Raw genomic sequence first — 24593 nt, 5'->3', positions numbered from 1 at the left:
TTCGCCCCTTCGGCTGGTGAGGGCTTATGTCGACAGAACGCAGGCAGCTTGAAGATAGTAACTATATTGCCCGCAGGTTCGTGTTGTATTCGCTGGCGCTCAAAGTCGGTTGTGGGAGGATTGTTTTGGCCTCACTTATCCGGCTCAGGAATAACCAGAAAATGGCGCTCTCTCAGCGAAGGGAGCTAGCTGAAATTGCTTCATCCAAGCGGTGAGGCCGTGTTGGCCGCGGCCGCGCAACCGCTTTCAACGCAATTATAATTCGACGACACCAATCACACCCGCGTCTCCCGGAAAGCAAACGACGGCGCTCAGGAAGGAGTGCTTCTCAGCACGTGCAAGGATTCGTCGGCTATCACTCGCTCCTCATCAGTAGGGATTACCAGAACGGTGATCCGACTTGCCTGGCTTGTGATGACGGATTGGGATCCTTCATTTGCCTTAGGATCGAGGTCGATTCCAAGCCACATCAACCGCGTGCAGATCTCGGCCCTGACGGCAGGTTGGTTCTCGCCGATGCCACCGGTGAACACCAGAGTGTCAAGGCCGCCGAGAGTATTAGCGAGCCGGGCGATTTCGCCGGCGATGCGAAGGGTGAACAGTTCGAGCGCCTCCCGCGCTTCCTCTTTCTCGCTGTCAAGCAAAACCCGTGTATCACCGCTGATCCCGGAAACACCAAGGAGACCGGATTTGTGATACAACAAGGTCTCAAGTTGCCCAACGCTCTCGCCGTTTCGAGCAAGATGCAGCACAACGCCAGCGTCGAGCGTTCCGCAGCGTGTCGCCATAGGTACGCCGTCAAGCGTCGAAAAACCCATGCTGGTATCGCGGCTGACGCAGCTATCGAGGGCGCAGAGGCTGACACCAGAACCCATATGAGCGACCACGACTTTACCTGCCGCCTCCATGGGCCATTCCCGCGTTAGGGCGCCAGCGATAAACTTGTACGAAAGGCCATGGAAGCCATAGCGTTTGATCCCCTTGTCGTGCAGCGCTCGCGGAAGCGCAAAACGTCGAACGATGTCGGCGTTGGTACGGTGGAAGGCGGTGTCGAAAGAAGCTGTCTGGGGAATGTTCGGCCGGAGGCGCCTGATGGCGTGGATCAGATGCATGGCCTGAGACTGATGCAGCGGTGCAAGTGGCACAAGTGCCTGCATTTGGATGATCGTCTTATCATCGACAAAGACCGGTCCGTCAAAGATGTCACCGCCATGTACGACGCGGTGACCAATCGCGACCACGTTGGAAAGATCATAATGCCGGGCCAGGCGGCTGAAGGTCTCGCTGATGACTGTGTCCAGTTCTTCGTCCTGCTCGGCTTCGAGAATGATATCCAACCGATCCGGACCATCTGACAATTCCAGACGCAGCGGCGTCTCACGAAAATCTATTTTCCCCCTACCGGTTTGACGTAGAGACCCATCTTCCACGGTAAACAGACCGATCTTGATCGTAGAGGAGCCGGCGTTGAATGTGAGCAGCAGCTTATCATTCATGCGAATCGTCCTGCCGCCGGTTGACTGCGGGCAACCATAAGTCTGGCGAGCGCAGCGGATGCAATGCGGGCAGAAAGTGGATCGGCTCGGCTGGTGAGTACGATTGGAACACGTGCGCCAAGGACTACGCCGGCTGCGGTCGCGCCAGCAAAATAGATGAGTTGTTTGGCAAGCATGTTGCCTGCCTCCAGATCCGGTACCAGCAAGATGTCCGCTGTGCCCGCGACCGATGAGATGATGCCCTTAGTTCGCGCCGCATCGATACTGATGGCGTTGTCGAAAGCGAGCGGCCCGTCTACCTTCGCGCCAGTGATCTGCCCGCGCGCTGCCATCACTGTGAGTGCTGCGGCATCGAGCGTTGTCGGCATTTTAGGATTGACGGTTTCTACGGCGGCCAAAACGGCGACATGAGGTATTTTCACGCCAAGCGTATGCAAAAGATCGATCGCATTCTGGCAGATGTCGCGCTTTTGTTCGAGCGTAGGCTGAATATTGATCGCTGCATCGGTGACGATCAACGGCCTATCATAGGCCGGCACGTCGAGAGCAAAAACGTGACTGATGCGCCGTTCGGTTTTCAGGCCGGATTCTGGAGCGACAACTGCGGCAAGCAGTTCGTCGGTGTGGAGGCTACCCTTGACCAGCACGGAGATTTTTCCGGATACCGCCATGTCTACGGCTCGAGCGGCTGCTGCGTGACTGTGCGGTACGGCTACTATCTCAATGTCGTCTAGCGATACCCGCGCGGCCTTGGCGGCGGTGCGGATCTTATCTTCCGGCCCGACCAGCACCGGATCGAACAGACCTTGATCACGAACTTCTATGGCAGCCAGCAGAGATTCCGGCGAACAGGGATGGACGATAGCTGCCCGGATCCTGGGGAGATTTCGCGCCTCTTTTATGATTGCCTTGAAGGAGTTTTCTGTTCGTATCGGTACAGGAATTGGCCGATCAGCAATGCACTCCATCGTTTTGTAGGGCGCCAGCACAGTCGCCGTTCCCGTCAAAACGACTTCCCCGTCTTGGCTAGTGCAGGTGGTGTCGAGAATGACTGCTCGCTGCTCTGGTAACTTCCTTGTAACCCGGACAACGGCTGTAATGCTGTCTCCGGTTTTGACATGCCTGAGGAAGCGGAAGTCTTGTCCCAAATAGACGGTTCCGGGTCCCGGTAGCTTGGACCCAATCGCGGCAGAGACGAGGGCACCGGTCCATATGCCGTTTGTGACGACATTGTCGAAGAGCTTTGCAGCTTCCTCCACTGAGCCGGCCGCAGTTGAGTTGCCGCTTCCCACCATCACGGTGAGAAGGTCGGTGTCATCCTGACCCGCGACCCTTGTTAACGTTGCGGTCTCACCGATCTGGATTTCGTCGAACGTGCGGTTTTTTAGAAAACTCTTGTTCATCTCGTTTCCTGTGTCGAAAAGATAGAGAAACCGTTACCTTTTCGAGCTTCGACGCTACGTCGCTGCGAGCGTCCTTCCGAGGTTGACGGTCTGGCCTACTGTCAGGTCGCAAAGCTGGACATGAGCCTGCTGCGCCCGAACTAGGGCCAGCTCTCTGGAATGCACCACGACTATCGCGACATCCACGCAATGCGGGCGCGTTTTCGGATCAGCGGGACGCAGACCATTTCCAGTCGCGGATTTCTGGCATGTCTTCGCCGTATTCACGAACATGGGCATTGTGCAGCGCAAGTTTGCCGATCAGCATGTCGATTACATGCGGAACCTTTTCCTTCAGCCCCGGCACCCGCTCGATAGCTTCGAGCGCCAAATGATAGCGGTCGAGCTGGTTCAGCACCGTCATGTCGAAAGGCGTTGTGGTCGTGCCTTCCTCAACGAAGCCGCGAACATGCATGTTGCGGTGGTTGTTGCGCTTATAGGTCAGCCGGTGGATGAGGTAAGGATAACCGTGATAGGCGAAGATGACAGGCCGCTCGGTGGTGAAGAGCCTGTCAAATGTATCGTCAGAAATCCCATGCGGATGGTGCTCTTTTGACTGAAGCGTCATCAAGTCGACAACGTTGACCACACGGATCTTCAGTTCCGGGATCGCCTCGCGCAGTATCATCACGGCCGCCAGCGTTTCCATCGTCGGCACGTCGCCCGCGCAGGCCATCACCACATCCGGCGCAATCGCGTCATCCTCATTGCTGGCCCAGTCCCATGCCCCGATACCGGCCTCGCAATGTCTGGCCGCATCTTCGATCGAAAGCCATTGCGGTTCCGGCTGCTTACCAGCCACGATCACGTTGATACGGTCCCAGGTGTTAAGGCAATGGTCGGCCACCCATAGAAGCGTGTTGGCATCCGGCGGAAGGTAGATTCGCACCACGTCAGCCTTCTTGTTGGCAACCAGATCTACGAACCCCGGATCCTGGTGGGAGAAGCCGTTATGGTCCTGTCGCCATACATGTGAGGTCAGCAGGTAGTTAAGCGAGCTTATCGGCTTTCTCCACTCGAGATCGCGCGTCACCTTCAGCCATTTGGCGTGCTGGTTGAACATGCTGTCGATGATGTGGATGAAGGCTTCGTAGCAGGAGAAGAATCCGTGCCTGCCTGTGAGCAAATAGCCTTCCAGCCACCCTTGGCAAAGGTGTTCGGAGAGCACTTCCATCACCCGCCCATCGGGCGAGAGATGCACATCATAAGGTTCGATCTTTTCCATCCAGACGCGGTCGGTAACTTCGAATACCGCACCCAGCCGGTTAGAATCCGTTTCGTCGGGTCCGAATATACGAAAATTCTTCTCCTGGTCGTTGAGCTTCAGCACATCGCGCAGGTATTTGCCGAGCACTTCCGTTGTTTGGACGATCTTTTCGCCCGGCAAGGTCACATCGACGGCATAGTCGGAAATCGGCGGGCATTTCAGTTCCTTGCGAAGGATGCCGCCATTGGTATGCGGGTTTGCGCCCATACGGCGATTGCCGGTCGGTGCAAGAGCTTTCAACTCCGCCTTCAGGCTTCCGTCTGCGTTGAACAGGTCTTCCGGATTATAGCTTCGCATCCAGTCTTCGAGAACCTTGCGGTGGCTGTCGTTTTCACGGCAGTTGGCAACCGGAACCTGGTGTGCGCGCCAGAAATCCTCGACCTTCTTGCCGTCGACCTCTTTCGGTCCGGTCCATCCTTTCGGGCTGCGCAGGATGATCATCGGCCAGCGCGGTGCCTGCGTGGAAGCAGCTCCCGAGCGAGCCTTTTCCTGGATCGCGCGGATCATGTCCGTTGCCAGATCCATCGCATCCGCCATCAGCCGGTGCATCGCCTCCGGCTCGTGACCCTCGACGAAGATCGGCGCATAACCGTGACCCTCGAACAGCTTCCTCAGGTCATCGTGCGGAATGCGTGAAAGGACCGTGGGGTTGGCGATCTTGTAGCCGTTCAAGTGCAGGATCGGCAGAACCGCGCCGTCGCGTGCCGGGTTCAGGAACTTGTTCGACTGCCAGCTTGCGGCCAGTGGTCCGGTTTCGGCTTCACCGTCGCCGACGACGCAGGCAACGATCAGGTCCGGGTTGTCGAAGGCTGCACCAAAGGCATGCACCAGTGCATAACCCAGTTCGCCGCCCTCATGGATTGAGCCGGGGGTTTCGGGGGCCACATGGCTCGGTACGCCGCCGGGAAAAGAGAACTGCCGGAACAGCTTGCGCATGCCGTCCGCGTTTTCTGGAACGTCCGGATAGACCTCGCTATAAGTCCCTTCCATCCAGGTGTTTGCGACCATGCCCGGTCCGCCATGGCCCGGCCCGCAGATATAAATCATGTCGAGGTCGCGGTTTTTGATCACCCGGTTGAGATGCGTATAGATGAAATTGAGGCCGGGGGTCGTACCCCAGTGGCCCAGGAGTCGCGGTTTGATGTGCCCGGATTTGAGCGGCTCTCGCAGCAGGGGGTTGTCGAGAAGATAGATCTGCCCAATCGAAATATAGTTCGCGGCGCGCCAATAGCGGTCTAGAAGCCGTATGTCCAATGGCGGCGTGTTTGATACTGCAACTCGTTCAAGTAGCTCCATCTCTCATCCCTCTCAAAACAACCGTCAATCGCGTTTGCAACTTGCGTTATTCATTTCCGCGAAGACCTGAGAGACAGTTCCTCGATCAACCTTGCCACGCCGACCTTGCTGCCTTTTCTGCTTGCCCTGAATTTGGCTTGGGCAAACTGAATACGCAGCGTCGTCTCCCAGCGCTCCCAATATCCAACTTTGGCACGATAAGATACCATCTGGATGGTTTTGTAAAGCGTGTGGCCCCTGCGGATCGCGTACTCTGACTGATTGATCGAAATTCGCGGCATTCGAGAAAAAATGGAGAAAGAGAGGGGTCTTTGAATTTCTACTGTCACTATTTGGGTCAGCTAGTTGTTCTAAACCGGCTTACCCGGTTGTTTTGATCCCCGGCGCGCTGCTGAGAAGCCTCTGTCTGACGCAATGAACCGTTCCAGCATGGGTACAATCAGCTTCTTCGGATCCGTTGAGGCTCGACCGCTCTCGCGACCCAATGCTTCCGCGTATTCGATCAAGTCCCGATGCAGTCGACCCGGAAGATCTATTGTGATCCGTACAGGCTTCTCTTCAGTGAGTGGGCCAAGTTTGAGTTTGGTCATGTCAGCCTCCATATGGTTCCAGCACGAGGTCGCGGGTGACAACTATACGCACCGGGAAGCCCGGGCGGATGGTAAGGGTTGGCTGGACGTTGAGCTGGCGGCGCACTATCTGCTGACCAGCATCGTTGATGGTGTCTTGGCCTCCATCTCGGATCGCTCGGAGCAGCCGGTCCTGGTCGTCAACGGCGAGCTCGGCGCCAATGGACAATAGGGTTGAGAGACCGGCCGCCTTGGCGAGATCCCACCAGTGATAGTCCACGCCATCTTCCAGACCAGCGTAGCCCTGACTGTCCGCGCCCGGCTGGCGTTCCAGAACGATCGACCGGCCATTGGGCATGATCAGCCGGTTCCAAACCAGCAGCACGCGGCGTTGCCCAAACCCGACGCCATTGTCATATTCACCGATGATGCGGCTACCCTGCGGCAAGAGCAGGATGCGGCCGGTCGGGCTGTCATAGATGTTTTCCGTGACCTGCGCGGTGATTTGGCCGGGAAGGTCGGAGCGAATACCGGTGATGAGCGCGGCAGAGATTACCGCTCCAGCCTGAAGGATATAGGGCGATGCCGGGGCCGCGACGCGATCCGCCGACACGGTGCGCCGATCGACTGGGGCATTGATGAATGCCAACTGGCGATCCTGTCCCGTTTGTGGGCTGCCCTGACCTCCGGGAGCCATGCCTGCGAACCCCGAAGTGGTGCTGCCTGGCACAACGCCGGGTCGGGCTTCGGTCTGGAAGAACATCCGGCTGGTGCGGGCGGCTTCCTCTTCCGCGAGGCGGCGCTGCTCCTCTTGATCTATTCCTGGAGCGCCAGCCATTGTCGGTGGAATGACGGGCTGCCCCCGGTTCCGGGCGTCGAGTATCGGACCGCCAAGATCGCCGGGAAGGGGTGGGCCGAGAACCGGGCCGGTGTAGTCACGTGGCAGGCCCGCTAAGCCATCTGCGGTGCTGCGGTTGTCGATGGAATAGAGTTCCTCGCCGCCAGGACCTGCTCCGCGGGTCTGAAGCGCGTAAATCAGCGCACCACCAACGCCGAGCGCGGAGATAACGCCAAGTCCGGCCAGAACCTTACGCGACAGCCGGGTGACCCGTGGGGCCTCGGCGCGCAGGCGCATTGCCGGCGCGGCATCACCTGTCGCACCGGTCAGCGAGACGGCGGAATCGTCGTCGGGTTCGGTTAGCTCGTTTCGGCTGTTATCGATTTCGCTCATGATGCGGGCCTTCCGTCGGTGCGAACGATCCTGACGACTTGCTGGCGATCGCCGCTGCCAAGACGCAACTCGGCGGCGCCGAACATGCGATCCACGATCAGGATATGTTGGTGGATGCGACTGTTGACGATTTGCGCTTCGCCTTCAGGACCAATGACGAAGAGAGGAGGCATCTCGCCCTGGACGATGCCACGGGGGAATTCGACATAGACACGGCGACCGTCGTCATAAACAGACACGGGCTTCCAGGGTGGATTGCCCCCAGTGAGGCCATAGCGGTAGTTCCGGGCAGTGGCGGCCGGAATGATGGGTGTGGTGGGTACGGACTGCCTCGATCCCGGCTGTGCGGGATAGGCCCATGCGACCGCCGGCATGTAGAGGGTTTCGCGGGCACGAAGCTCGATCATGTATGTCCGGCGATCGGTGGTGATGATGAGGTTAGTGGAGATGTGGGGACGCGTCGGTTTAACCAGCACTTGCACACGCCGGGTCAGGCCAGCGCCGCTTTCAGTATCGCCGATGATCCAGCGTGCGGTGTCACCGGCTGCGATCGGACCTGCGCCAGTCAGGTTTTCACCGGGTTCAAGTGCGATCGTGGTGATCTGGCCGACCGCGGCGTAGACCTGATAAAGCGCCCCTTCGCTCCAGGGGTAGATCTGGATGGCATTGTAGTATCCCTCGCGCCTCGGCTCCACGCGGGCTGCGACGTTGGCGCTCTCGATACGTCCGCTGGGCGTTCCTGCCGCAGTCCCGCCCCGGCTCGCAGTCCAGCCAGGGGGCACATGCAAGGGCCGGGGCGCCTGTTCTGTCACGACGGCCTGAACGGCTGGCAGCGGCGGAACATCGGAATCGTAGCTTATTTCCGGCGGCTTCTGCATTGTTGCGCAGCCAGCGAGCATGGTTGCGGCGAAGAGAACAGCGAAAGGGGCAGCTTTTTTTCTTGCGGGTCGGTCCGATGCGCTGACGATAACGCTCATTGGCTCATCTCCCGCGACCAGGAGATCGCATTGACATAGATGCCTAGTGGGTTGGACTTCAGCCGTTCGGCGTTACGCGGAGGCTGCACGACAATCGTGAGGATCGCGGTCCAACGCTGCGTGCTGGAGAGTTGGCCGTTCTCGTAGTGGCGTTCTGTCCAGGCCACGCGGAAGCTGTCGGGCGATGCCCGGATGACGCTCGATACCTCGACGGTGACTTGGTTCCGGCCGACCTTCGTGAAGGGATCATTGGCGCGGGCGTAGTCGTTGAGCGCAGTTGCGCCGCGATCGGTCGTAAACTCATAGGCGCGCAGCCAGTTTTGGCGAACGATGATCGCGTCTGCAGGGATCGAGCGTACCTGCTCGATGAACCGTCCCAGATGCCAGGCCACCTGCGGATCGGTTGGACGGTAATCGCTGGCAGCAGGGGCGACGGCCTGCGATTGACCGAGATTGTCAACTTGTACGACCCATGGAACGACAGTGCCGCGTGCCGACTGCCAGACTAAAGCTGAAGCGAGACCGGCCGATAGCATCAGCGAGCCGAAGGCCATGTAGCGCCAGTTCTTCGCCTGAATGCGCGCGGAGCCGATACGGTCATCCCATACCTGAGAGGCTTTCTGGTAGGGCGTTTCGGGTTCGGGCGATTTACCATAGTGGGTAGCGGGGCGTTTGAAGATGTTCATCAGCGGTCACTTTCAGAAAGATTGATGGAAGAGCCACCGCCATGGGCGTCGCCGGAGCGCACCGCATGAGCGGCGGCCGAGACGCCGTGTGACATCGACTGCGAGCGCTTCATGCGCTTTGCCCAGGCGGGCTCGCCGCCGGATGCGGCGGGAGATGCAACCTGAGCGGATTCCCCGCCGATGGTGCCCATCGAGGAGGAGCCGCCAGTGGTCTCGAAGGCTGATTTGGCTCCCTCGGAGAAGCTGGTTTTGACGCTCTCGCTGGCTGTGGACGCAGCGCGCTTGAGGGGCGAGACGGTGGCGCTGCCAGCAGCTTTCGCAACGCCACCGAGACCGGAGGACACACTGCCGCCACCGAACTGGCCAGCGGAAGCAAGACTGTAGGCGGTGGATGCGCCGCCAGCAGCCGCGGCGGCGCCACGAACGGCGGCAGCCCCGCCAGACAGGGCAGCAGCGCCACCTCTGGCCGCGAGGCCTGCAGCACCAGCGCCAGCCATCATCGCACCGCCAACCGCAAGCCCGGTGCCGACGGCAGCCCCAGCGCCAAGCTGGGGGCCGCCTGACACGAGGCCATTGGCAATCCCTGGGCCGAAGATGCCGAGACCGAGAAGGGACAGCGCCGCCAGCACGATCGCCATGGCGTCGTCGATGCTCGGCGCCGCTCCCCCGAAGCCGGCGGTAAACTGGCCGAAGAGTGTCGATCCGATGCCGATGATGACGGCGAGCACCAGCACCTTGATGCCCGAGGAAACTACATTGCCCAGCACCTTCTCGGCCATGAAGGCGGATTTGCCGAACAGGCCGAAGGGAATGAGCACGAAGCCGGCCAATGTCGTCAGCTTGAACTCGATCAGCGTGACGAAGAGCTGGACGGCGAGAATGAAGAAAGCGAGCAGGACGAGGGCCCAGGCGAACAACAGGCAGGCGATCTGGATGAAGTTCTCGAAGAAGGACCAGTAGCCCATCAGGCCGGAGATGGATTCGAGAAGCGGTCGACCCGCATCGAGGCCGGTCTGGGCGACTTTACCGGGGCGCAACAATTCGGCGGTCGTAAAGCTGGTGCCTGAGCCTTTGAGGCCAAGTCCGACGAAACTGTCGAACACAATCTTCGCCAGATTGTTCCAGTTGCTGATAATGTAGGCGAACGCGCCAACGAACAGAGTTTTTTTGACGAGGCGTGCGATTATGTCGTCGTCAGCGCCCCAGGACCAGAATAGTGCGGCCAGCGTAACGTCGATGACGATCAGTGTGGTGGCGATGAAGGCGACTTCGCCGCCGAGCAGGCCAAAGCCGCTGTCGATGTAGCTGGTGAAGACCTGGAGGAATCGGTCGATGACGCCGGTGCCGCCCATTGTTATTGTCCTTCGTTCTGATGTGGCGCGGTCGGCAGTACGGGAGCTAGTGGTGAAGGGATGCCGAGGAAGCGGTCGCGGCTCTCGGCCCAGACGCCCAGGCATTCCGTATCGCGGGTCGCGGCTTCACCCAGAAGCTGGCATCGTCGCTGCCTGGCGCGCAGCGAATCGATACTGGACGGCTGAACATGCCGGGTAGACGGCTCTCCGGGCACCTCCTCCTCTCGGGTCATCTCGATAGCGGTCGCCGTGATAGCGATCGCGACGAATATGATGGCGCCCAGGCGGGCCAGCATCTTGCCGTCCATTGTATTTCCCTTCCGGGCTCAGTTGCCGTTGTTGAACATCTGCGCATTGCCCGGCTGGTAGCCGGAGCCGGGCGTCAGGAAGCGGCGCCGCTGCTCGCGGCCTTGTTCGGCGGCCGCGGCTTGTTCGGCAGTGGTGAGAGCGTCGGCACGGCCGTTTGCGGCCAGCAACGCGGTCAGATCGGAAAGTTGCTGGGCCTGAAGCGCAAGGAGTTGGTTTCCGGCTTGCGTTGCCTGAAGCGCGCCGGTGGCCCCCTGGCTCTGGCCGACTAGCGCCGACATCTCGGCGCGGTTGGTGTCGATGTTGCTGACCACACCGGCCTGCACGCGCATGGCGTCCTGAAGACCGCCGACCGTGTTCTGCCAGCGTTCGCGGGCGCCGGCGACAAGCGCCTGATCAGACGCCGACATCGACGCATTGCCATATTGGGTTTGAAAGGCCTGATCGATCTTCTGAACGTCGAAGGCGATGTTCTGCGCCTGGCTGAGAAGCTGCTGCGTTTTCTGGACGGACTGCTGGAGTTGCTTGAGCGAGGTATAGGGAAGGCTCGCCAGATTGCGGGCTTGGTTGATCAGCATCTGTGCTTCGTTCTGAAGCTGGGTGATCTGCTGATTGATCTGTTGGAGCGTGCGCGCCGCCGTCAGCACATTCTGGCTGTAGTTGGTCGGATCGTAGACGATACGCCATGCATGCGCAGGCCTGATCACAACAAGCGATATCATCAGGGGCGCTGCGAGAAGGGTGGCCGCGACAAGGACCGAGCGCGAGCGACGGATAATCATCGTAAATTCTCCTGTAGGGTTAGGGTGGGGACGAGGTCGATGGCCCAGGCCACATCACGATGGCGCAGCCAGGCGGCAAGGAAGCCCTCGCGGCCGTGTTCAGCGACCAAGCGCTGGATCTCGGCCTGGTCGGTTTTGGAGGAGGCGGCGCAGAGCGCCAGTGCCACGTCGGACAGGCCGAGCTCGAACAGCCGATTGCCGCGGCGGGACTGGCAGTAATAATCCCGCTTGGGCGTGGCGCGCGCGAGGATCTCGATCTGCCGGTCGTTCAGACCAAAGCGTCTGTAGATCGCCGTGATCTGTGGCTCGATCGCCCGCTCATTCGGCAACAGCAGTCGGGTCTGGCAGCTTTCGATAATGGCGGGGGCGATGGCCGAGCCGTCGATGTCCGAGAGCGATTGGGTGGCGAAGACGACGGATGCATTCTTTTTGCGCAGGGTCTTCAGCCACTCGCGAAGCTGGCCCGCAAAGCCGTCATCGTCGAGCGCCAGCCAGCCTTCGTCGATGATCAGCATGGTCGGCGAACCGTCGAGTCGATCCTCGATGCGATGAAAGAGATAGGAGAGAACGGCGGGCGCAGCCCCCGTACCGATCAGCCCCTCGGTCTCGAAGGCCTGCACGGTTGCCGCGCCGAGATGCTCGGCCTCGGCGTCGAGCAACCGGCCATAGGGACCGCCGACACAATAGGGCCGCAGCGCCTGCTTCAGATCGTTGGATTGCAGCAGGACGGCGAGGCCGGTGATGGTGCGCTCGTTCACCGGGGCGGAGGCCAGCGAGGTCAGCGCCGTCCAGATGTATTCCTTCACCTCCGGCGTGATGGTCACGCCTTCGCGGGTAAGGATCGTGACGATCCAGTCGGCTGCCCAGGCGCGCTCAGGGACATCGTGAATGCCGGCGAGCGGTTGAAGGGAAACGCTGTCGTCAGCGTCCCCGCTCAGACCGCCGCCAAGATCGTGCCAGTCCCCGCCCATCGCGAGCGCCGCCGCACGGATCGAGCCGCCGAAATCGAAGGCGAAAACCTGAGCGCCCAGATACCGGCGGAACTGCAGGGCCATCAGGGCGAGTAGGACGGACTTGCCCGCGCCCGTTGGGCCGACAATCAGGGTGTGGCCGACGTCGCCGACGTGAAGGGAAAGCCGGAACGGGGTCGAGCCTTCGGTCTTGCCGAAGAGCAGTGGGGGCGCTGCAAAATGCTCGTCCCGTTCCGGCCCCGCCCACACCGCTGAGAGCGGGATCATATGGGCGAGATTGAGCGTGGAAATCGGAGGCTGGCGGACATTGGCATAGACATGCCCGGGCAAGGAGCCGAGCCAAGCGTCCACAGCGTTGATTCCTTCTGCCATCGCCGTGAAGTCGCGACCCTGGATGACCTTTTCGACGAGTCGGAGTTTTTCGGCGGCGATCCTGGGGTCGTCGTCCCAGACTGTCACGGTCGCGGTGACGTACGCTTGTCCGGCAAAATCCGCGCCGAGCTCTTGAAGCGCCAGATCGGCATCAGCGGCCTTGTTCGACGCATCGGTGTCAACGAGAGCCGATGCCTCGTTGGTCATGATCTCCTTGAGGATCGATGCGATCGACTTGCGCTTGGCGAACCATTGCCGTCGGATCTTGACCAGCAACTTGGTGGCGTCGGTCTTGTCTAGCATTACCGCCCGCGTCGACCAGCGATAGGGAAAGGCAAGCCGGTTGAGTTCGTCTAGAATTCCGGGCGTTGTCGCAGTCGGAAAACCGACAATGGTGAGGACGCGCAGATGGGAAGCGCCCAAACGCGGTTCCAATCCGCCAGTCAGAGGCTGATCGGCCAGGAGTGCGTCCAGATACATCGGCGTTTCTGGCACGCGAACGCGGTGACGTTTGGTCGAGATGCAGCCGTGCAGATATGTCAAGGTCTCGGCATCACCGAGCCACTCGCATTCCGGCATGAAGCCGTCGACGAGTTGGATCACGCGGTCAGTGCGGTCGATGAAGCCGCGCAGAATTTCGCCCGCATCGACGCCGGTTTGCTCTCGACCCTCATAGAGCCAGCTTTCGGCACGCGCCGCATCTTCAGCCGGCGGCAGGTATAGGAAGGTCAGGAAGTAGCTGGACTCGAAATGTGTGCCATCTTCTTCGAAGCCTGCTTTGCGTTCTGCATCGATCAGGGCCGATGCGGCATCCGGAAAGCGGCTCGATGGATAGATCGCTGCGGTGTGTCGCTGCGCCTCAACGAAGATTGCCCAGCCTGAACCAAGGCGGCGGAAGGCGTTGTTGAGGCGACTTGCTACGGCCACCAGTTCGGCGGGAACGGCGCTGTCGAGATCCGGTCCACGAAATCGCGCGGTTCTCTGGAAGGAGCCGTCCTTGTTCAGCACCACACCGTCGTGGGCCAATGCTGCCCATGGCAGAAAGTCGGCGAGGCGGGTCGAGGTGCGGCGATATTCTGCGAGGTTCATCATGATGGTAGGACTCCTCAAACGCCGAGGTGACCGGGGATGCGCAGATGGCGGCGCACCACATCGACGAACATCGGATCGCGTTTAGCTGCCCAAACGGCAGCGAGGTGCCCGAGCAGCCCGAGCGCGATGCCGACCAACCAAAGTCGCAGGCCGAGGCCGAGAGCGGCGGCAAGCGTTCCGTTGACGATCGCGATTGAGCGCGGAGCGCCGCCGAGCAGAATGTGCTCGGTCAGCGCCCGGTGGACCGGCACGACGAAGCCCGGCACATCGGCCAGGTTTTCAAATGAGCCAGCCATCAGACGAGTACTCCGCCGCCAAAGCTGAAGAAGCTCAGGAAGAATGAGCTGGCAGCAAATGCTATAGAGAGACCGAAGACGATCTGGATCAGCTTCCGGGCGCCCCCAGAACTGTCGCCAAAGGCGAGCGTCAGGCCGGTGACAATGATGATGATCACTGCGATGATCTTGGCGACCGGGCCTTCGATGGATTGAAGGATGGATTGCAGCGGTGCTTCCCACGGCATGGATGAGCCGGAGGCATGGGCTGCAGGCGCCAAGAGCAAGGTCGCGTAGGTAACAGCGGCGGCCGTCGCGATGTGGCGGCGGATACGCAATGAGCGGCGGATCATTATAATTCTCCTGTTGGACTTGAGGAATGGGCTGCGGGGCTGACGCGGTAATCGCCGTCGGTGCCGAGGCCATGGACGCGGGCGAGCTCGGAAAGGCGGCGCAGGGATCCGCGGCCCGACAGCACGGCGACAAGATCGATGGTCTCTGCGATCAGTGCGCGGGGCACCGTGATGACGGCTTCCTGAATTAGTTGCTCGAGGCGCCGCAGCGCGCCGATGCCGGTGCTGGCATGGATGGTGCCGATCCCGCCGGGGTGGCCGGTTCCCCAGGCCTTCAGGAGATCAAGAGCTTCAGGGCCGCGCACTTCGCCGATCGGAATACGATCGGGCCGCAGACGTAGGGATGACCGGACGAGATCGGAGAGCGATGCCACGCCATCCTTCGTCCGCATGGCCACAAGGTTCGGCGCGGCGCATTGCAGCTCACGGGTGTCCTCGATGATGACGACCCGGTCCGAAGTCTTGGCGACTTCGGCGAGCAGCGCATTTGTGAGGGTGGTTTTGCCAGTCGAGGTGCCGCCCGCGACAAGAATATTGGCGCGAGAGGCGACGGCCTGCCGCAGCATCTCGGCCTGGTCGGCATCCATGATCCCGGCGGCGACATAATCGTCGAGGGTGAAAACGGCGACGGCGGGTTTGCGGATCGCAAAGCTCGGGGCAGCGACAACAGGGGGTAGAAGGCCTTCGAACCGCTCTCCCGTTTCGGGGAGTTCGGCTGAGACACGAGGAGCGCCGGAATGCACTTCGGCGCCGACATGGTGCGCCACCAGACGGACGATCCGTTCGCCATCCGCAGGTGACAGGCGCTCACCGGTATCGGCGAGGCCTTCGGAAAGCCGGTCGATCCAGAGCCGGCCGTCAGGATTGAGCATCACCTCGACGATCGACGGGTCTTCCAGAAACCGGGCGATGGCGGGGCCGAGGGCGGTGCGCAGCATGCGCGCGCCCCGCGTGATCGCCTCAGATTTCCGGTGATTTTCCGCCATGTCGTCCCCTTGCGTTCAGGGACCGTTCGGCAAGCCCTGGATCGGGGACGATTAAAAGAGCCAGAAATTAGGCTGATTCAACAAGTGTTTGGTGTCGTAGTAGTGTAGCGTGCAAATACAGGAGAAAGGCGGGATGCTCCTTTTGCCGAGGTAGCAATAACGTCCGGGTATTGCGCGAATCATGCAACGATGGAGGATCCTTATTCATGTCGTACATAACTTCTGGCAATGCACAGCATTAAGGCGACAGCCGGAAGTTTGCCGTCAATAGCGAGTATACCATGCCGAAATCGGCTGATGCGATCACCGAAGCATCTCAGGCCGGTAATGGTGTTCTTGAGGTTGGCAAGGAAAGCGGCGGTTCATCAGCCGGAAGGTGGCTTGAAATGTCAGTTTCGGGATTATCGCGACCAATATAGGGAACGCCATGCTGTTCAAGAGCCGGTTTCTCGACGGTATCAAGACGGGCAGGATAACGCTTTCCTTTTCCTGCAGCAGGCTTGCGGCTAGGGCGAGGCCGAAAAAGGGTTGGAGCAATTGTAGTTGTCCCACGGCAGCTATGCCACCCTGCGCCAGTCCGCGATACCAGAACACGAAGCCAATCAACATGCTGAACAGCGATACATAGGCGAGTGAGGCCCAGGCCGCACCGCTGATGCTCGCAAGCGATGGCGGCATGGTGAATACCGTCAGGATCAGCATAATCGGCAAGGACAGGACGGGCGCCCAGGAAATCACCTGCCAGCCGCCAAGCTGACGCGACAGCTTAGCACCTTCAGCATAGCCAAGGCCGCATACGATGATCGCGGCCAGCATGAGCAGGTTGTCAGTGGGAGAGCCGGTAATTCCTTGCGACAAGGCGAATCCTGCGACGAGGGCGCTGCCGAGACAGGAGAAAAGCCAGAAGGCAGGGCGTGGACGCTCGCCGCCTCGCAGAACCCCGAAAATCGCCGTCGCCAGCGGCAAMAAGCCGATGAAGACGATGGAGTGAGCGGAAAAGCTGAGATACTCGGCAACCGCAAGTGTCTGAACCAATGCGGTCATGGGGATGCTGATGCGGCCACGTAAAAGCAAAGGCGCGGGTGTGGCTTCCGACTCTCTGCTGTTTCGTCTGCGCCGCATGGGGTTGTGCCTAGCCCGATATGGAGCCTCACCCGTAACGGCTGAACACCAGCGCCGCGTTGACGCCGCCGAACCCGAAAGCGTTGGACAGAACATGATCGACCTTGGCCGGGCGTGCGCCATAGGAAAGCAGATCAAATCCTTCCGCGTCCGGCATTGGTTTGTCGATATTGAGGCTTGCCGGAAGTATCTGGTTCTGAATTGCGAGAACCGAATAGACCGCCTCTATCGCGCCTGCGGCCCCGAGCATGTGCCCGGTCGCTGATTTGGTCGATCCAACGGGCGTGTTCCTCTTGCCTGCTCCAAAGACCTTTTCCAACGCGGCCAGTTCAGCAGCATCGCCAACCGGCGTGGAGGTTGCATGAGCGTTGACATAGCCGATGGCATCGCTATCGATTCCAGCCATCGCGAGTGCGATTTCCATCGCCCTTGCCGCCTCACGCCCATCGGGCCATCCGGCCGTGACATGATGGGCGTCGGTTGTGGTGCCGTATCCTGACAAGATTGCCAGCGGACGCGCGCCGCGCCGCGCCGCGTGGCTAAAGCGTTCGATAACCAGCATGGCGGCTCCTTCAGAGAGCACAAAGCCATCGTGGTCGGCATCGAAGGGTCGTGAAGCCCGATGAGGTTCGTCGTTGAAGTTGAAGGAGAGCGCCTTTGCAGCGGTGAACCCGCCAATAGCAACAGGATCGACGCACGCCTCCGTGCCGCCACACAAAGCGATGTCGGCCTCGCCGGTGCGGATCAGCCGGAGGGCATCGCCAATCGCCTGCGCGGATGCGGCGCAGGCCGTAACCGGCGCACCAGCAGGTCCGTGAAAGCCAAAACGGATGGCGATTTGCCCGGTTGCGAGGTTCGGCAGAAACGACGGCACCACGAACGGAGAAAGGCGGCGCACCCCTTCGGTGCGGATGGTCTCGGCCGCACCCGTGATCGCCGGAACACCGCCCACCCCGGTTCCGATGACCGTGGCTGTGCGTATCCTGTCCTCGGCGCTTTCTGGATGCCAGCCCGCCTGATCCAATGCTTCTCGTGCGGCAGCCATCGCATAGTGAATGAACAGATCGGTTCGGCGCAAATCCCGTGGGTCCATTACCGTTTCCGGGTCAAAGCCTTCGGCGTCTTCCGCCTGGCTGGGCACAAGGCCCGCGATCCGGCATTTCCATCCATCCGTCTCAAAGCGCGTGTTCGTCCTGACGCCGGATTGTCCCGCGATAAGCCTTTTCCAGTTCGTGGCGACGCCGGCCCCGAGGGGAGACACCGCGCCAAGCCCGGTTATGACAATAGGTTCATGCATCGAACGCCCTCATGTGTATATACACACCATATAGCACATGAGTGGGTTTAGGCAATCCCGTAGGTTCTCGCGCCGCCTATAGGTGTTTGGCGACTCGAAGGTAGGTCTCGGCATCCTGATCCGAGAGACCTTCCATGAGTTCGGACTGGGCTTGCTGCCATTCCGGCAGAAGGCGATCCAGCACCGTGTCTCCCGACTCTGTCAGTTCACAAAGGCGAGCGTTGCCGACCGCACCCGAGACACGCCGCACAAGCCCCTTGCGTTCAAGAAGATCGAGGTTCCGTGTCAGGCTCGTGCGATCCAAAAACACCCGCTGCGCCAGCGTCGCGACCGGCTCGCCCGGATAGAAGCGGATCGCTGCGAGTAGCCAGAATTGCTGAGCCGTGACGCCGAACGGTTTCAGCTTCGCATCATACCGCCGCAGCAACGTGCGGGCGGCTGCGATGGTGTTCAGAACGAGGCACTTCGAGAGGTCGTTAGGTAAAGTCATGCCGAACGTTACCATAACCCGCGCTGGCTAAGTCAATCGGTGTCGATGATGGCGTCTCGATGTTCGCATGTAGGCATCCGCTACTCTATCTAAAATCAGCCAAAAACAAGGTATTTTTAGACAATAGTTCCTATAGAAACCGCGCAACACCAATGGTTTGATGGGACCAGCGGCGCTATGGGGGGCAAAAATGGGGTACCATTCGTGGCGCACCTAAACAGTGTGCAGACAACGATATTTTCTAGAACATCAGCGACGTAGCGCCATCATCTTGGAATCTGTCGCGAAAATCCCAAAACCTGCGACACCAGAAACTCAATCGAGCGATGCGCCCTCATCGGGAAGGCTGTGGTCAACCATTCTGGGGTCAGTTCGCATCTAGTTTTAGCTCGAACCAATCCCGCCTTCTGTGCAACGCCGCGCTCCCCGCCGAAAAGGCGTTCCTCGCCACTTTAGGGTCCGCCATTGCATAGGCTACGGCGCGATCCGGCCGAAGCTCCTTCTTCGCCTTTCGGCCTCACGGGCCAGCAAGGACCTTCTCTGACAACTTGCGGGACGGCTTTCCCACGAATGCTGAGTTAGCTTCTGTCATTCAGGGACATCACCGGCAACATCATCGGGAATTTCACGCAGAAAGCTCTGTCCCTTCTGAAGGCGCACGCCGAGGGTCTCGATGAAGCCCTCGTAGCGTTCCCGGCCTTTGGCCTGAGCGGCAGCGTGCGCATCGCTTGGCAAGGGCGGTGTGATGGTCAGCCAGAAGCGAACGAACAGCGCCACGGTTTCGGCGGTGACGCCAAGGTCGCGTTCGATCCGCTGGACCTGCCTGGAAAGTCTGTCCATGCGGCGCGCGAAAGCGGCCTCGCGCCGGTCGGCGTTGTCGGGTGAAAGAAAGGACGCAACGGCCGCTTCGACGATCGCTGAGCGCGAGATGCTCTTGCGCTCAGACAGGTCTCTGATCTGCTCGATCATCTCTACAGGCAAGGTGAGGTTAAGGCGGTCACGCATGGTCACAGATCCATATTGTCGTTGGGGTTCATCGACACCTGCCGGGCGATGCCGGTCATCTGCCGGCGCAGAACCTGGCGCTGGCGGGCGGCGTCTTCCGGTTCGTCATCTAGTAGGACAGAAAATTCCTCGGACGGGTTCGGATCTCTCGTCTCTTTGACGATGGCGACGTGATCCGGCAGTTCCGGCTCGCGGCGCAGTCCGCTGTTGGCGGCATCCTTTTCCGTCTTCTGGATTTCAGCGAGCAGACGAGCATCCGGCGCTTGCGGTTTCAATTCCGTCCAGGCGTCTTTACGGGTGGTTCGTCGGGTCTTGGCCGGATCGGGTGGGGGCAATACGCGCTCGTTGAAGCGTCTGTCCTCGTAGTATCGGGCCTTCTTCGCCCGAACGGGCGGCGTTGCCGCCAGCATGACGATTTCATCGTCGGGCGGGAGCTGCATGATCTCGCCAGGAGTGAGGAGCTGGCGCGCGGTTTCCGAGCGCGAGACCATCAGATGCCCGAGCCAGGGCGATAGGCGATGCCCGGCATAGTTCTTCATCGCCTTCATCTCGGTGGCGGTGCCGAGCGCATCGGAGACGCGCTTCGCCGTCCGTTCGTCGTTGGTGGCGAAGGAGACACGCACATGGCAGTTGTCGAGGATCGAGTTGTTGGCGCCGTAAGCCTTTTCGATTTGGTTCAGCGACTGGGCGATGAGGAATGCCTTGAGCCCATAGCCTGCCATGAAGGCCAGAGCGCTCTCGAAGAAGTCGAGACGGCCGAGGGCCGGAAATTCGTCCAGCATCATCAGCACGCGATGCCGACGCTCCTTGGTGTGAAGGTCTTCCGTCAGGCGCCGCCCGATCTGGTTAAGGACAAGGCGGATGAGCGGCTTGGTCCGCGAAATGTCAGATGGTGGCACGACTAGGTAAAGCGTGGCCGGTCGGTCGTCCTCGATGAGGTCCGCGATGCGCCAGTCGCAGCGGCTTGTCACCTCGGCGACAACAGGATCGCGATAGAGGCCGAGGAACGACATGGCGGTGGACAACACGCCGGAACGTTCATTGTCGGATTTGTTGAGCAACTCGCGCGCCGTGGATGCGATGACCGGATGCGGGCCTTTTTCGCGGAGATGCGGCGTGGTCATCATCGCCGCCAGTGTCGTCTCGATCGGGCGCTTAGGGTCGGACAGGAATCCCGCGACACCGGCGAGCGTCTTGTCCTTCTCGGCATAGAGGACGTGGAGGATCGCACCAACCAGCAGCGAGTGGCTTGTCTTCTCCCAGTGGTTGCGTTTTTCCAGCGAACCTTCCGGATCGACCAACACGTCGGCGACGTTCTGTACGTCGCGCACTTCCCATTCGCCGCGGCGCACCTCGAGCAGGGGATTGTAGGCGGCTGATTTGACGTTGGTCGGATCAAACAGAAGCACGCGGCCGTGCTTTGAGCGGAAGCCGGCGGTGAGCTGCCAGTTCTCGCCCTTGATGTCGTGAACGACAACTGAGCCCGGCCAGGTCAGGAGGGTCGGGACGACGAGTCCGACGCCCTTGCCGGATCGCGTCGGCGCAAAGCACAACACATGCTCCGGACCATCGTGGCGGATGTAGTCGCGGTCGAGCTTGCCGAGCACTACGCCATCCGGGCTGAGCAAACCCGCAGCCTTGATCTCCTGTGGGTTTGCCCATCGTGCCGAACCATAGGTCTCGATGTTCTTGGCTTCACGGGCACGCCATACCGACATGCCGATGGCGACAGCGATAGCGATGAAGCCGCCGGATGCTGCGATCATGCCACCTTTGGCGAAGATATCTGGGGCGTAGGCGTCGAAGAAGTACCACCACCAGAAGATGGCGGGCGGATAATAGAAGGGCATATCGCCGAACGCGAACCAGGGTGTCCCAAGCTGCGCCTGAAACCCGAGCTGCCAGGCAACATATTGTGTGGCTCCCCAGGTGGTGAACAGCACGATCAGGAAGACGATGAGTATTTGGCCCCAGAGGATTTTGGTTGCGGACATTATCGTGGTCCTTGTCTGTTGGGGTTGAGGGTCACAGGCCAAGCGCGCGCTGGCGGCCGAGGCTCCAGTCGATCCCTCCGCCGCTTTTGGCGACGCCGACGATGTGCTGGCCGAGTTTCTTTTCCAGCGGCGGGGTCCAGGGGACGAGCTGGAAGCCAAGTCCGTTGTCGATCATGGCGAAGCGGCCGGAGGAGAGGGCGAGCCGCTGGCGGTAGATGCCGGTGACGTGCTCGCCGGCCTGCGCTTTCTGGAAGGCGAGCCCGGTTTCGGTGGCCAACTTTGCCCCAACGGCATCTAGCTCGCGCTGGCGCAGGGTATTGAGAAGATCGCGCTGCAGGATGATACGCTGATCTTGGCGGCGGGCGAGGCCTTCCTCGGCCAGATGCTCAGCGCGTGCCTGCATCGCCTCGCGGACCTCGCTTCCGAAGCCGCCGGCGGACATGGGCATTGGCTCGCGTTCGACCAGGCGATGATCGAGCCAGGTGGCGCCGGGCGCGGTGATTTGCCGGTTGAGGTCGAGATCGGATCTGTTGGCGAGCACAAGTGTCGGGCGGTCATCATCGGGGCCGCCGAAGCGCCTGACTTCCACGATGCCGCCGATGGCAGGGGAATGCTCGAAGGCCTCGATGCCGCGGAAGCGTACATGATGGGCGCGGCCGTCGGTGGCATCGATGACGGCGTAGGCTTCGCCGGTGAGTTCGTCGTGCAGGCCGCGATCCACGAGCCGGCCCATGACGGGCGAGCCTGCCGTGCCATCGATCACATAGTCGGTGAAACCGCGATCCTGTCCGCGCTCTGTGAAGGCACGGTGCATGGTTTTGATGATGTCGCCGCGCATGCCGAGATCGCGCAGGGATTTTTCCGCCTCGAGGCCTACCATCCATTCGCCGGGACTGGCGGGCGCGGCGAGGCCCATCTTCTCCAGATGCTGAAGTCGCCCGACCATGAGACGGCGTAACGATGGATCGGACACGCCGGGCGCCTCCGGCCGCAGATCGATCAAGCCGGTTTCGTCGGCGGCGAGGCGGATCTCGACATCGAGGCGGGTCCAGCGTTCTGCCGTGACTTCCTTTTCCAGCGCGCTGCGGATCTCGTGCTCGGGTTTGGGGCCGAGTTCGATGGAGACCAGATCCTCGGCGCGGGAGCGCAGGCCGCGGCTGATATAATCGCGTGAGATCACCAGATCGGCGCCGGTCTGGTCGACACCGCGCACGATAAGATGGACGTGGGGATTGTCGGTGTTCCAGTGATCGACGGCCGCCCAGTCGAGTTTGGTGCCGAGGTCGGATTCCATCTGCCGCGCAAGGTCACGGGTGAACTCGCGCAGATCGGTCATGTCGGCCGCGTCTTCAGGCGAGATGATGAAGCGGAAATGGTGCCGGTCGTCTTTGCACCGATCAGAGAAGGCGAGATCGTCAGCGCGCTCGTTCTCGGCGTCAAACATCACGCCTTTCTCTCCGTCCCGGCTCACGCCCTCGCGCTTGAGGTAGGAGAGGTGGGCTGACAGGGGCGCCGAGCGAAACGACTTGCCTTGATGGCGGACGACGCGGGCCTTCACTACGACACGGCGGGAAGAGCTGAACAGACGGTTGCGGCTGAAGCTGCCGCGGCCGCGGCCGAAAGTCGAGCGGCCATAACCGGAAGCGCGCTTGCCGGAGGCCGACGGCGAAGCGACATGCCCAGACTTCTTCGCGGCGCGCAGCACCTGGTTGATGAAGCTCTTTGGCTTGCCGGCACGGGGGCTCTTGATGCGCCCAGGACGGACGCGGAATTCGCTGTCGCCCTCGCTCATGACGCAGCTCTCGCAAGCCAAAAGCAGGAGGCGTGCATAAAGGGGTCTTGAAATTGCTTGAAAAAACCGTGCAGCATGCACGCGACCGACCGCCATGCACGAAAAAACGCCAGTCTCGTCAGAGACTTACAGAGTTTCGGGCATGGCCTTTTATCTCGCCGTCCTTCTGTCGTTCCTTCCTGCTCTCCCCCCAATTCCACACAGCCCTCTCCAGACCACGCCACGCTGCGCCAGACCACGAGACTCTTCATGGCCGGTCTCCATCACCGGGCCGAGCGACAAACAGGTCGCCAGATTGCAGTGCATCGGCGGGGTCAGCGTGCCCGGCCTGCGCAGCGGCCATGCCGTTGGAGTGCTCGGCTTGCGACGGTTGCCTTGCATCCGAAGTGCTGAAAGACGGCGTGACGAAGAGCGGTGCTTGGCGCCATGCGTTCGGATTGGAGGTGGCGACGACGGTTTTTCCTCGCGTCGCCGGTGCAAGTTCACCGCCACCGACAAGGGGCGCGAGGGTCGCGACATAGGCGCGGGTTTCCGCCGGAAGGCGACGGCCTGCGAGGTATTCATCGTAGCGTCCGGGACCGGCATTATAGGCCGCCAGAAATCCCGGCGAACCGTAGCGATCGTGCATTTCGCGCAGATAAGCGGTGCCTGCGAGGATGTTGTCGCGGGGATCGTATGGGTCACGGCCGAGGCCATAACGGATACGCAGCTCCGCCCAGGTATCAGGCATGACCTGCATCAGGCCCATCGCGCCCGCAGACGATATTGCGCGCACATCGCCGGCGCTTTCGACGCGGCGAACGGCGCGTATCCAGTGCTCGGGGATGCCGAAACGCTGCGAAGCTTCGGTAACGAAACCGGCATGCGGATCGGCGACTGAGGACCTGATGTGCGGGGCGCTTTGCGCCTGCACCTCGACCGACGGCGTTGCAGAAAGGCAGAGGCCGGAAAGGAGAAGAGGGATGATGCGCCGGGCAGCGCGAGGCCGCCAGGCTAACATCAGTGGTACGGGGTTCGGACGAAGGATTCGCATGATCTATTCCCGTTCGCCGCGCTTTTGCGGACGGTTCCAGTGTAGGGACCATGAGGTTGCATCCGCGCCGTTCTGGAACAGGCGCGCGCGGATCGGCTGTGGGAAGGTCGGATCATCGATGAGCAGCGATAGATACTCGCCGGCCTTCTCGCTGGTCTCCGTCCAGGCCGCCCCGATCTCTGGCGCATTGTCGTCAGCGCCATGGTGGACCCGGTAGTTCGGTGCGTTCTCCACTTCCGAGGGTTCGACAGGGAGAATGGTGATTTCACGGTAGAGGGTGAGCGTATGAATGCGGCCCGTGAAACCAAATTCTTCGCGCGTGAATTCGCCGATTTGCGGCATGGCGATGTCCTTTCATCGTGCGGTGGGGATGGGATCGGCGGGCGTTACGCGCGCCGAAGGCGTGA

General features: G+C 60.9%; 22 protein-coding genes. All 22 read right to left on the bottom strand.

Annotation, left to right across the window (positions count from 1 at the left end):
* Positions 1 to 311: 311 nt before the first annotated feature.
* Positions 312 to 1496 (bottom strand): acetate/propionate family kinase, encoded by a 1185-nt coding sequence (locus ASD54_RS18150; RefSeq protein WP_062425046.1) that lies wholly within the window; start codon positions 1494 to 1496, stop codon positions 312 to 314.
* Positions 1493 to 2899: a bifunctional enoyl-CoA hydratase/phosphate acetyltransferase gene (locus ASD54_RS18145; protein WP_062425045.1), complete on the bottom strand. Its 1407-nt coding sequence runs from the start codon at positions 2897 to 2899 to the stop codon at positions 1493 to 1495. The genes ASD54_RS18150 and ASD54_RS18145 overlap by 4 nt, the downstream gene beginning before the upstream one ends.
* Positions 2900 to 3107: 208 nt before the next feature.
* Positions 3108 to 5501 (bottom strand): phosphoketolase family protein, encoded by a 2394-nt coding sequence (locus tag ASD54_RS18140; RefSeq protein ID WP_062425044.1) that lies wholly within the window; start codon positions 5499 to 5501, stop codon positions 3108 to 3110.
* A 350-nt stretch (positions 5502 to 5851) separates the two neighbouring features.
* Positions 5852 to 6091 (bottom strand): DUF2274 domain-containing protein, encoded by a 240-nt coding sequence (locus ASD54_RS18130; protein ID WP_062425063.1) that lies wholly within the window; start codon positions 6089 to 6091, stop codon positions 5852 to 5854.
* A 1-nt stretch (position 6092) separates the two neighbouring features.
* The gene (locus tag ASD54_RS18125) at positions 6093 to 7205 is read right to left on the bottom strand and encodes a TrbI/VirB10 family protein (RefSeq protein WP_225244838.1); all 1113 of its coding nucleotides are present in this window, start codon (positions 7203 to 7205) and stop codon (positions 6093 to 6095) included.
* A gap of 92 nt (positions 7206 to 7297) precedes the next feature.
* On the bottom strand, positions 7298 to 8278 hold the full coding sequence (gene trbG / locus ASD54_RS18120; protein ID WP_062425041.1) for a P-type conjugative transfer protein TrbG: 981 nt from the start codon (positions 8276 to 8278) through the stop codon (positions 7298 to 7300).
* A complete protein-coding gene (gene trbF, locus ASD54_RS18115; protein ID WP_062425040.1) occupies positions 8275 to 8964 on the bottom strand; it encodes a conjugal transfer protein TrbF in 690 nt (229 codons plus the stop codon). Before trbF ends, trbG begins: the two co-directional genes overlap by 4 nt.
* Positions 8964 to 10316, bottom strand: a complete 1353-nt coding sequence (trbL, locus tag ASD54_RS18110; RefSeq protein WP_062425039.1) for a P-type conjugative transfer protein TrbL — start codon at positions 10314 to 10316, stop codon at positions 8964 to 8966. Before trbL ends, trbF begins: the two co-directional genes overlap by 1 nt.
* A gap of 2 nt (positions 10317 to 10318) precedes the next feature.
* Positions 10319 to 10624: a putative entry exclusion protein TrbK-alt gene (gene trbK-alt / locus ASD54_RS18105; RefSeq protein ID WP_062425038.1), complete on the bottom strand. Its 306-nt coding sequence runs from the start codon at positions 10622 to 10624 to the stop codon at positions 10319 to 10321.
* 18 nt (positions 10625 to 10642) lie between these two features.
* Positions 10643 to 11404 carry a P-type conjugative transfer protein TrbJ gene (trbJ, locus tag ASD54_RS18100; RefSeq protein WP_062425037.1) on the bottom strand — a complete coding sequence of 254 codons (762 nt, stop codon included), beginning with the start codon at positions 11402 to 11404 and terminating at the stop codon, positions 10643 to 10645.
* The gene (gene trbE, locus ASD54_RS18095; protein ID WP_062425036.1) at positions 11401 to 13839 is read right to left on the bottom strand and encodes a conjugal transfer protein TrbE; all 2439 of its coding nucleotides are present in this window, start codon (positions 13837 to 13839) and stop codon (positions 11401 to 11403) included. Before trbE ends, trbJ begins: the two co-directional genes overlap by 4 nt.
* 14 nt (positions 13840 to 13853) lie before the next feature.
* A complete protein-coding gene (locus ASD54_RS18090) occupies positions 13854 to 14135 on the bottom strand; it encodes a VirB3 family type IV secretion system protein (RefSeq protein ID WP_062425035.1) in 282 nt (93 codons plus the stop codon).
* Positions 14135 to 14467 carry a TrbC/VirB2 family protein gene (locus ASD54_RS18085; protein ID WP_062425034.1) on the bottom strand — a complete coding sequence of 111 codons (333 nt, stop codon included), beginning with the start codon at positions 14465 to 14467 and terminating at the stop codon, positions 14135 to 14137. The genes ASD54_RS18090 and ASD54_RS18085 overlap by 1 nt, the downstream gene beginning before the upstream one ends.
* Complete coding sequence (gene trbB, locus ASD54_RS18080) at positions 14467 to 15453, bottom strand: P-type conjugative transfer ATPase TrbB (RefSeq protein ID WP_062425033.1); 987 nt, start codon at positions 15451 to 15453, stop codon at positions 14467 to 14469. The genes ASD54_RS18085 and trbB overlap by 1 nt, the downstream gene beginning before the upstream one ends.
* A 303-nt stretch (positions 15454 to 15756) precedes the next feature.
* A complete protein-coding gene (locus tag ASD54_RS26250) occupies positions 15757 to 16497 on the bottom strand; it encodes a DMT family transporter (RefSeq protein ID WP_244484790.1) in 741 nt (246 codons plus the stop codon).
* Positions 16498 to 16603: 106 nt separating this feature from the next.
* Positions 16604 to 17872 carry a beta-ketoacyl-ACP synthase II gene (fabF, locus tag ASD54_RS18070; protein ID WP_062425032.1) on the bottom strand — a complete coding sequence of 423 codons (1269 nt, stop codon included), beginning with the start codon at positions 17870 to 17872 and terminating at the stop codon, positions 16604 to 16606.
* Positions 17873 to 17948: 76 nt separating this feature from the next.
* Complete coding sequence (locus ASD54_RS18065) at positions 17949 to 18362, bottom strand: MarR family transcriptional regulator (RefSeq protein ID WP_062425062.1); 414 nt, start codon at positions 18360 to 18362, stop codon at positions 17949 to 17951.
* A gap of 588 nt (positions 18363 to 18950) precedes the next feature.
* The gene (locus ASD54_RS18060) at positions 18951 to 19367 is read right to left on the bottom strand and encodes a ribbon-helix-helix protein, CopG family (RefSeq protein ID WP_062425031.1); all 417 of its coding nucleotides are present in this window, start codon (positions 19365 to 19367) and stop codon (positions 18951 to 18953) included.
* Positions 19368 to 19369: 2 nt separating this feature from the next.
* The gene (locus tag ASD54_RS18055; protein WP_062425030.1) at positions 19370 to 21361 is read right to left on the bottom strand and encodes a conjugal transfer protein TraG; all 1992 of its coding nucleotides are present in this window, start codon (positions 21359 to 21361) and stop codon (positions 19370 to 19372) included.
* Between the two features lie 31 nt (positions 21362 to 21392).
* Positions 21393 to 23153 (bottom strand): DUF3363 domain-containing protein, encoded by a 1761-nt coding sequence (locus ASD54_RS18050; protein ID WP_062425029.1) that lies wholly within the window; start codon positions 23151 to 23153, stop codon positions 21393 to 21395.
* A gap of 247 nt (positions 23154 to 23400) precedes the next feature.
* A complete protein-coding gene (locus ASD54_RS18045; RefSeq protein ID WP_062425028.1) occupies positions 23401 to 24186 on the bottom strand; it encodes a lytic transglycosylase domain-containing protein in 786 nt (261 codons plus the stop codon).
* Between the two features lie 3 nt (positions 24187 to 24189).
* A complete protein-coding gene (locus tag ASD54_RS18040; protein WP_062425027.1) occupies positions 24190 to 24528 on the bottom strand; it encodes a DUF736 domain-containing protein in 339 nt (112 codons plus the stop codon).
* Between the last annotated feature and the right edge of the window lie 65 nt (positions 24529 to 24593).

Source organism: Rhizobium sp. Root149 (genome assembly GCF_001427345.1).
GTDB lineage: Bacteria > Pseudomonadota > Alphaproteobacteria > Rhizobiales > Rhizobiaceae > Neorhizobium > Neorhizobium rhizoryzae.
This window is presented reverse-complemented; position numbering and strand designations above follow the sequence as displayed.

What these genes read in the sequence shown, in the direction of transcription:
- ASD54_RS18150 (WP_062425046.1), bottom strand. Translation starts at nt 1,496, where the DNA reads ATGAATGATAAGCTGCTGCTCACATTCAACGCCGGCTCCTCTACGATC.
- trbF (WP_062425040.1), bottom strand. Translation starts at nt 8,964, where the DNA reads ATGAACATCTTCAAACGCCCCGCTACCCACTATGGTAAATCGCCCGAA.
- ASD54_RS18045 (WP_062425028.1), bottom strand. Translation starts at nt 24,186, where the DNA reads ATGCGAATCCTTCGTCCGAACCCCGTACCACTGATGTTAGCCTGGCGG.
- ASD54_RS18040 (WP_062425027.1), bottom strand. Translation starts at nt 24,528, where the DNA reads ATGCCGCAAATCGGCGAATTCACGCGCGAAGAATTTGGTTTCACGGGC.
- ASD54_RS18050 (WP_062425029.1), bottom strand. Translation starts at nt 23,153, where the DNA reads ATGAGCGAGGGCGACAGCGAATTCCGCGTCCGTCCTGGGCGCATCAAG.
- ASD54_RS18065 (WP_062425062.1), bottom strand. Translation starts at nt 18,362, where the DNA reads ATGACTTTACCTAACGACCTCTCGAAGTGCCTCGTTCTGAACACCATC.
- ASD54_RS18090 (WP_062425035.1), bottom strand. Translation starts at nt 14,135, where the DNA reads ATGGCTGGCTCATTTGAAAACCTGGCCGATGTGCCGGGCTTCGTCGTG.
- trbK-alt (WP_062425038.1), bottom strand. Translation starts at nt 10,624, where the DNA reads ATGGACGGCAAGATGCTGGCCCGCCTGGGCGCCATCATATTCGTCGCG.
- ASD54_RS18130 (WP_062425063.1), bottom strand. Translation starts at nt 6,091, where the DNA reads ATGACCAAACTCAAACTTGGCCCACTCACTGAAGAGAAGCCTGTACGG.
- ASD54_RS18140 (WP_062425044.1), bottom strand. Translation starts at nt 5,501, where the DNA reads ATGGAGCTACTTGAACGAGTTGCAGTATCAAACACGCCGCCATTGGAC.
- trbL (WP_062425039.1), bottom strand. Translation starts at nt 10,316, where the DNA reads ATGGGCGGCACCGGCGTCATCGACCGATTCCTCCAGGTCTTCACCAGC.
- ASD54_RS18060 (WP_062425031.1), bottom strand. Translation starts at nt 19,367, where the DNA reads ATGCGTGACCGCCTTAACCTCACCTTGCCTGTAGAGATGATCGAGCAG.
- trbJ (WP_062425037.1), bottom strand. Translation starts at nt 11,404, where the DNA reads ATGATTATCCGTCGCTCGCGCTCGGTCCTTGTCGCGGCCACCCTTCTC.
- trbG (WP_062425041.1), bottom strand. Translation starts at nt 8,278, where the DNA reads ATGAGCGTTATCGTCAGCGCATCGGACCGACCCGCAAGAAAAAAAGCT.
- fabF (WP_062425032.1), bottom strand. Translation starts at nt 17,872, where the DNA reads ATGCATGAACCTATTGTCATAACCGGGCTTGGCGCGGTGTCTCCCCTC.
- trbB (WP_062425033.1), bottom strand. Translation starts at nt 15,453, where the DNA reads ATGGCGGAAAATCACCGGAAATCTGAGGCGATCACGCGGGGCGCGCGC.
- ASD54_RS18125 (WP_225244838.1), bottom strand. Translation starts at nt 7,205, where the DNA reads ATGCGCCTGCGCGCCGAGGCCCCACGGGTCACCCGGCTGTCGCGTAAG.
- ASD54_RS18085 (WP_062425034.1), bottom strand. Translation starts at nt 14,467, where the DNA reads ATGATCCGCCGCTCATTGCGTATCCGCCGCCACATCGCGACGGCCGCC.
- ASD54_RS18055 (WP_062425030.1), bottom strand. Translation starts at nt 21,361, where the DNA reads ATGTCCGCAACCAAAATCCTCTGGGGCCAAATACTCATCGTCTTCCTG.
- ASD54_RS18145 (WP_062425045.1), bottom strand. Translation starts at nt 2,899, where the DNA reads ATGAACAAGAGTTTTCTAAAAAACCGCACGTTCGACGAAATCCAGATC.
- trbE (WP_062425036.1), bottom strand. Translation starts at nt 13,839, where the DNA reads ATGATGAACCTCGCAGAATATCGCCGCACCTCGACCCGCCTCGCCGAC.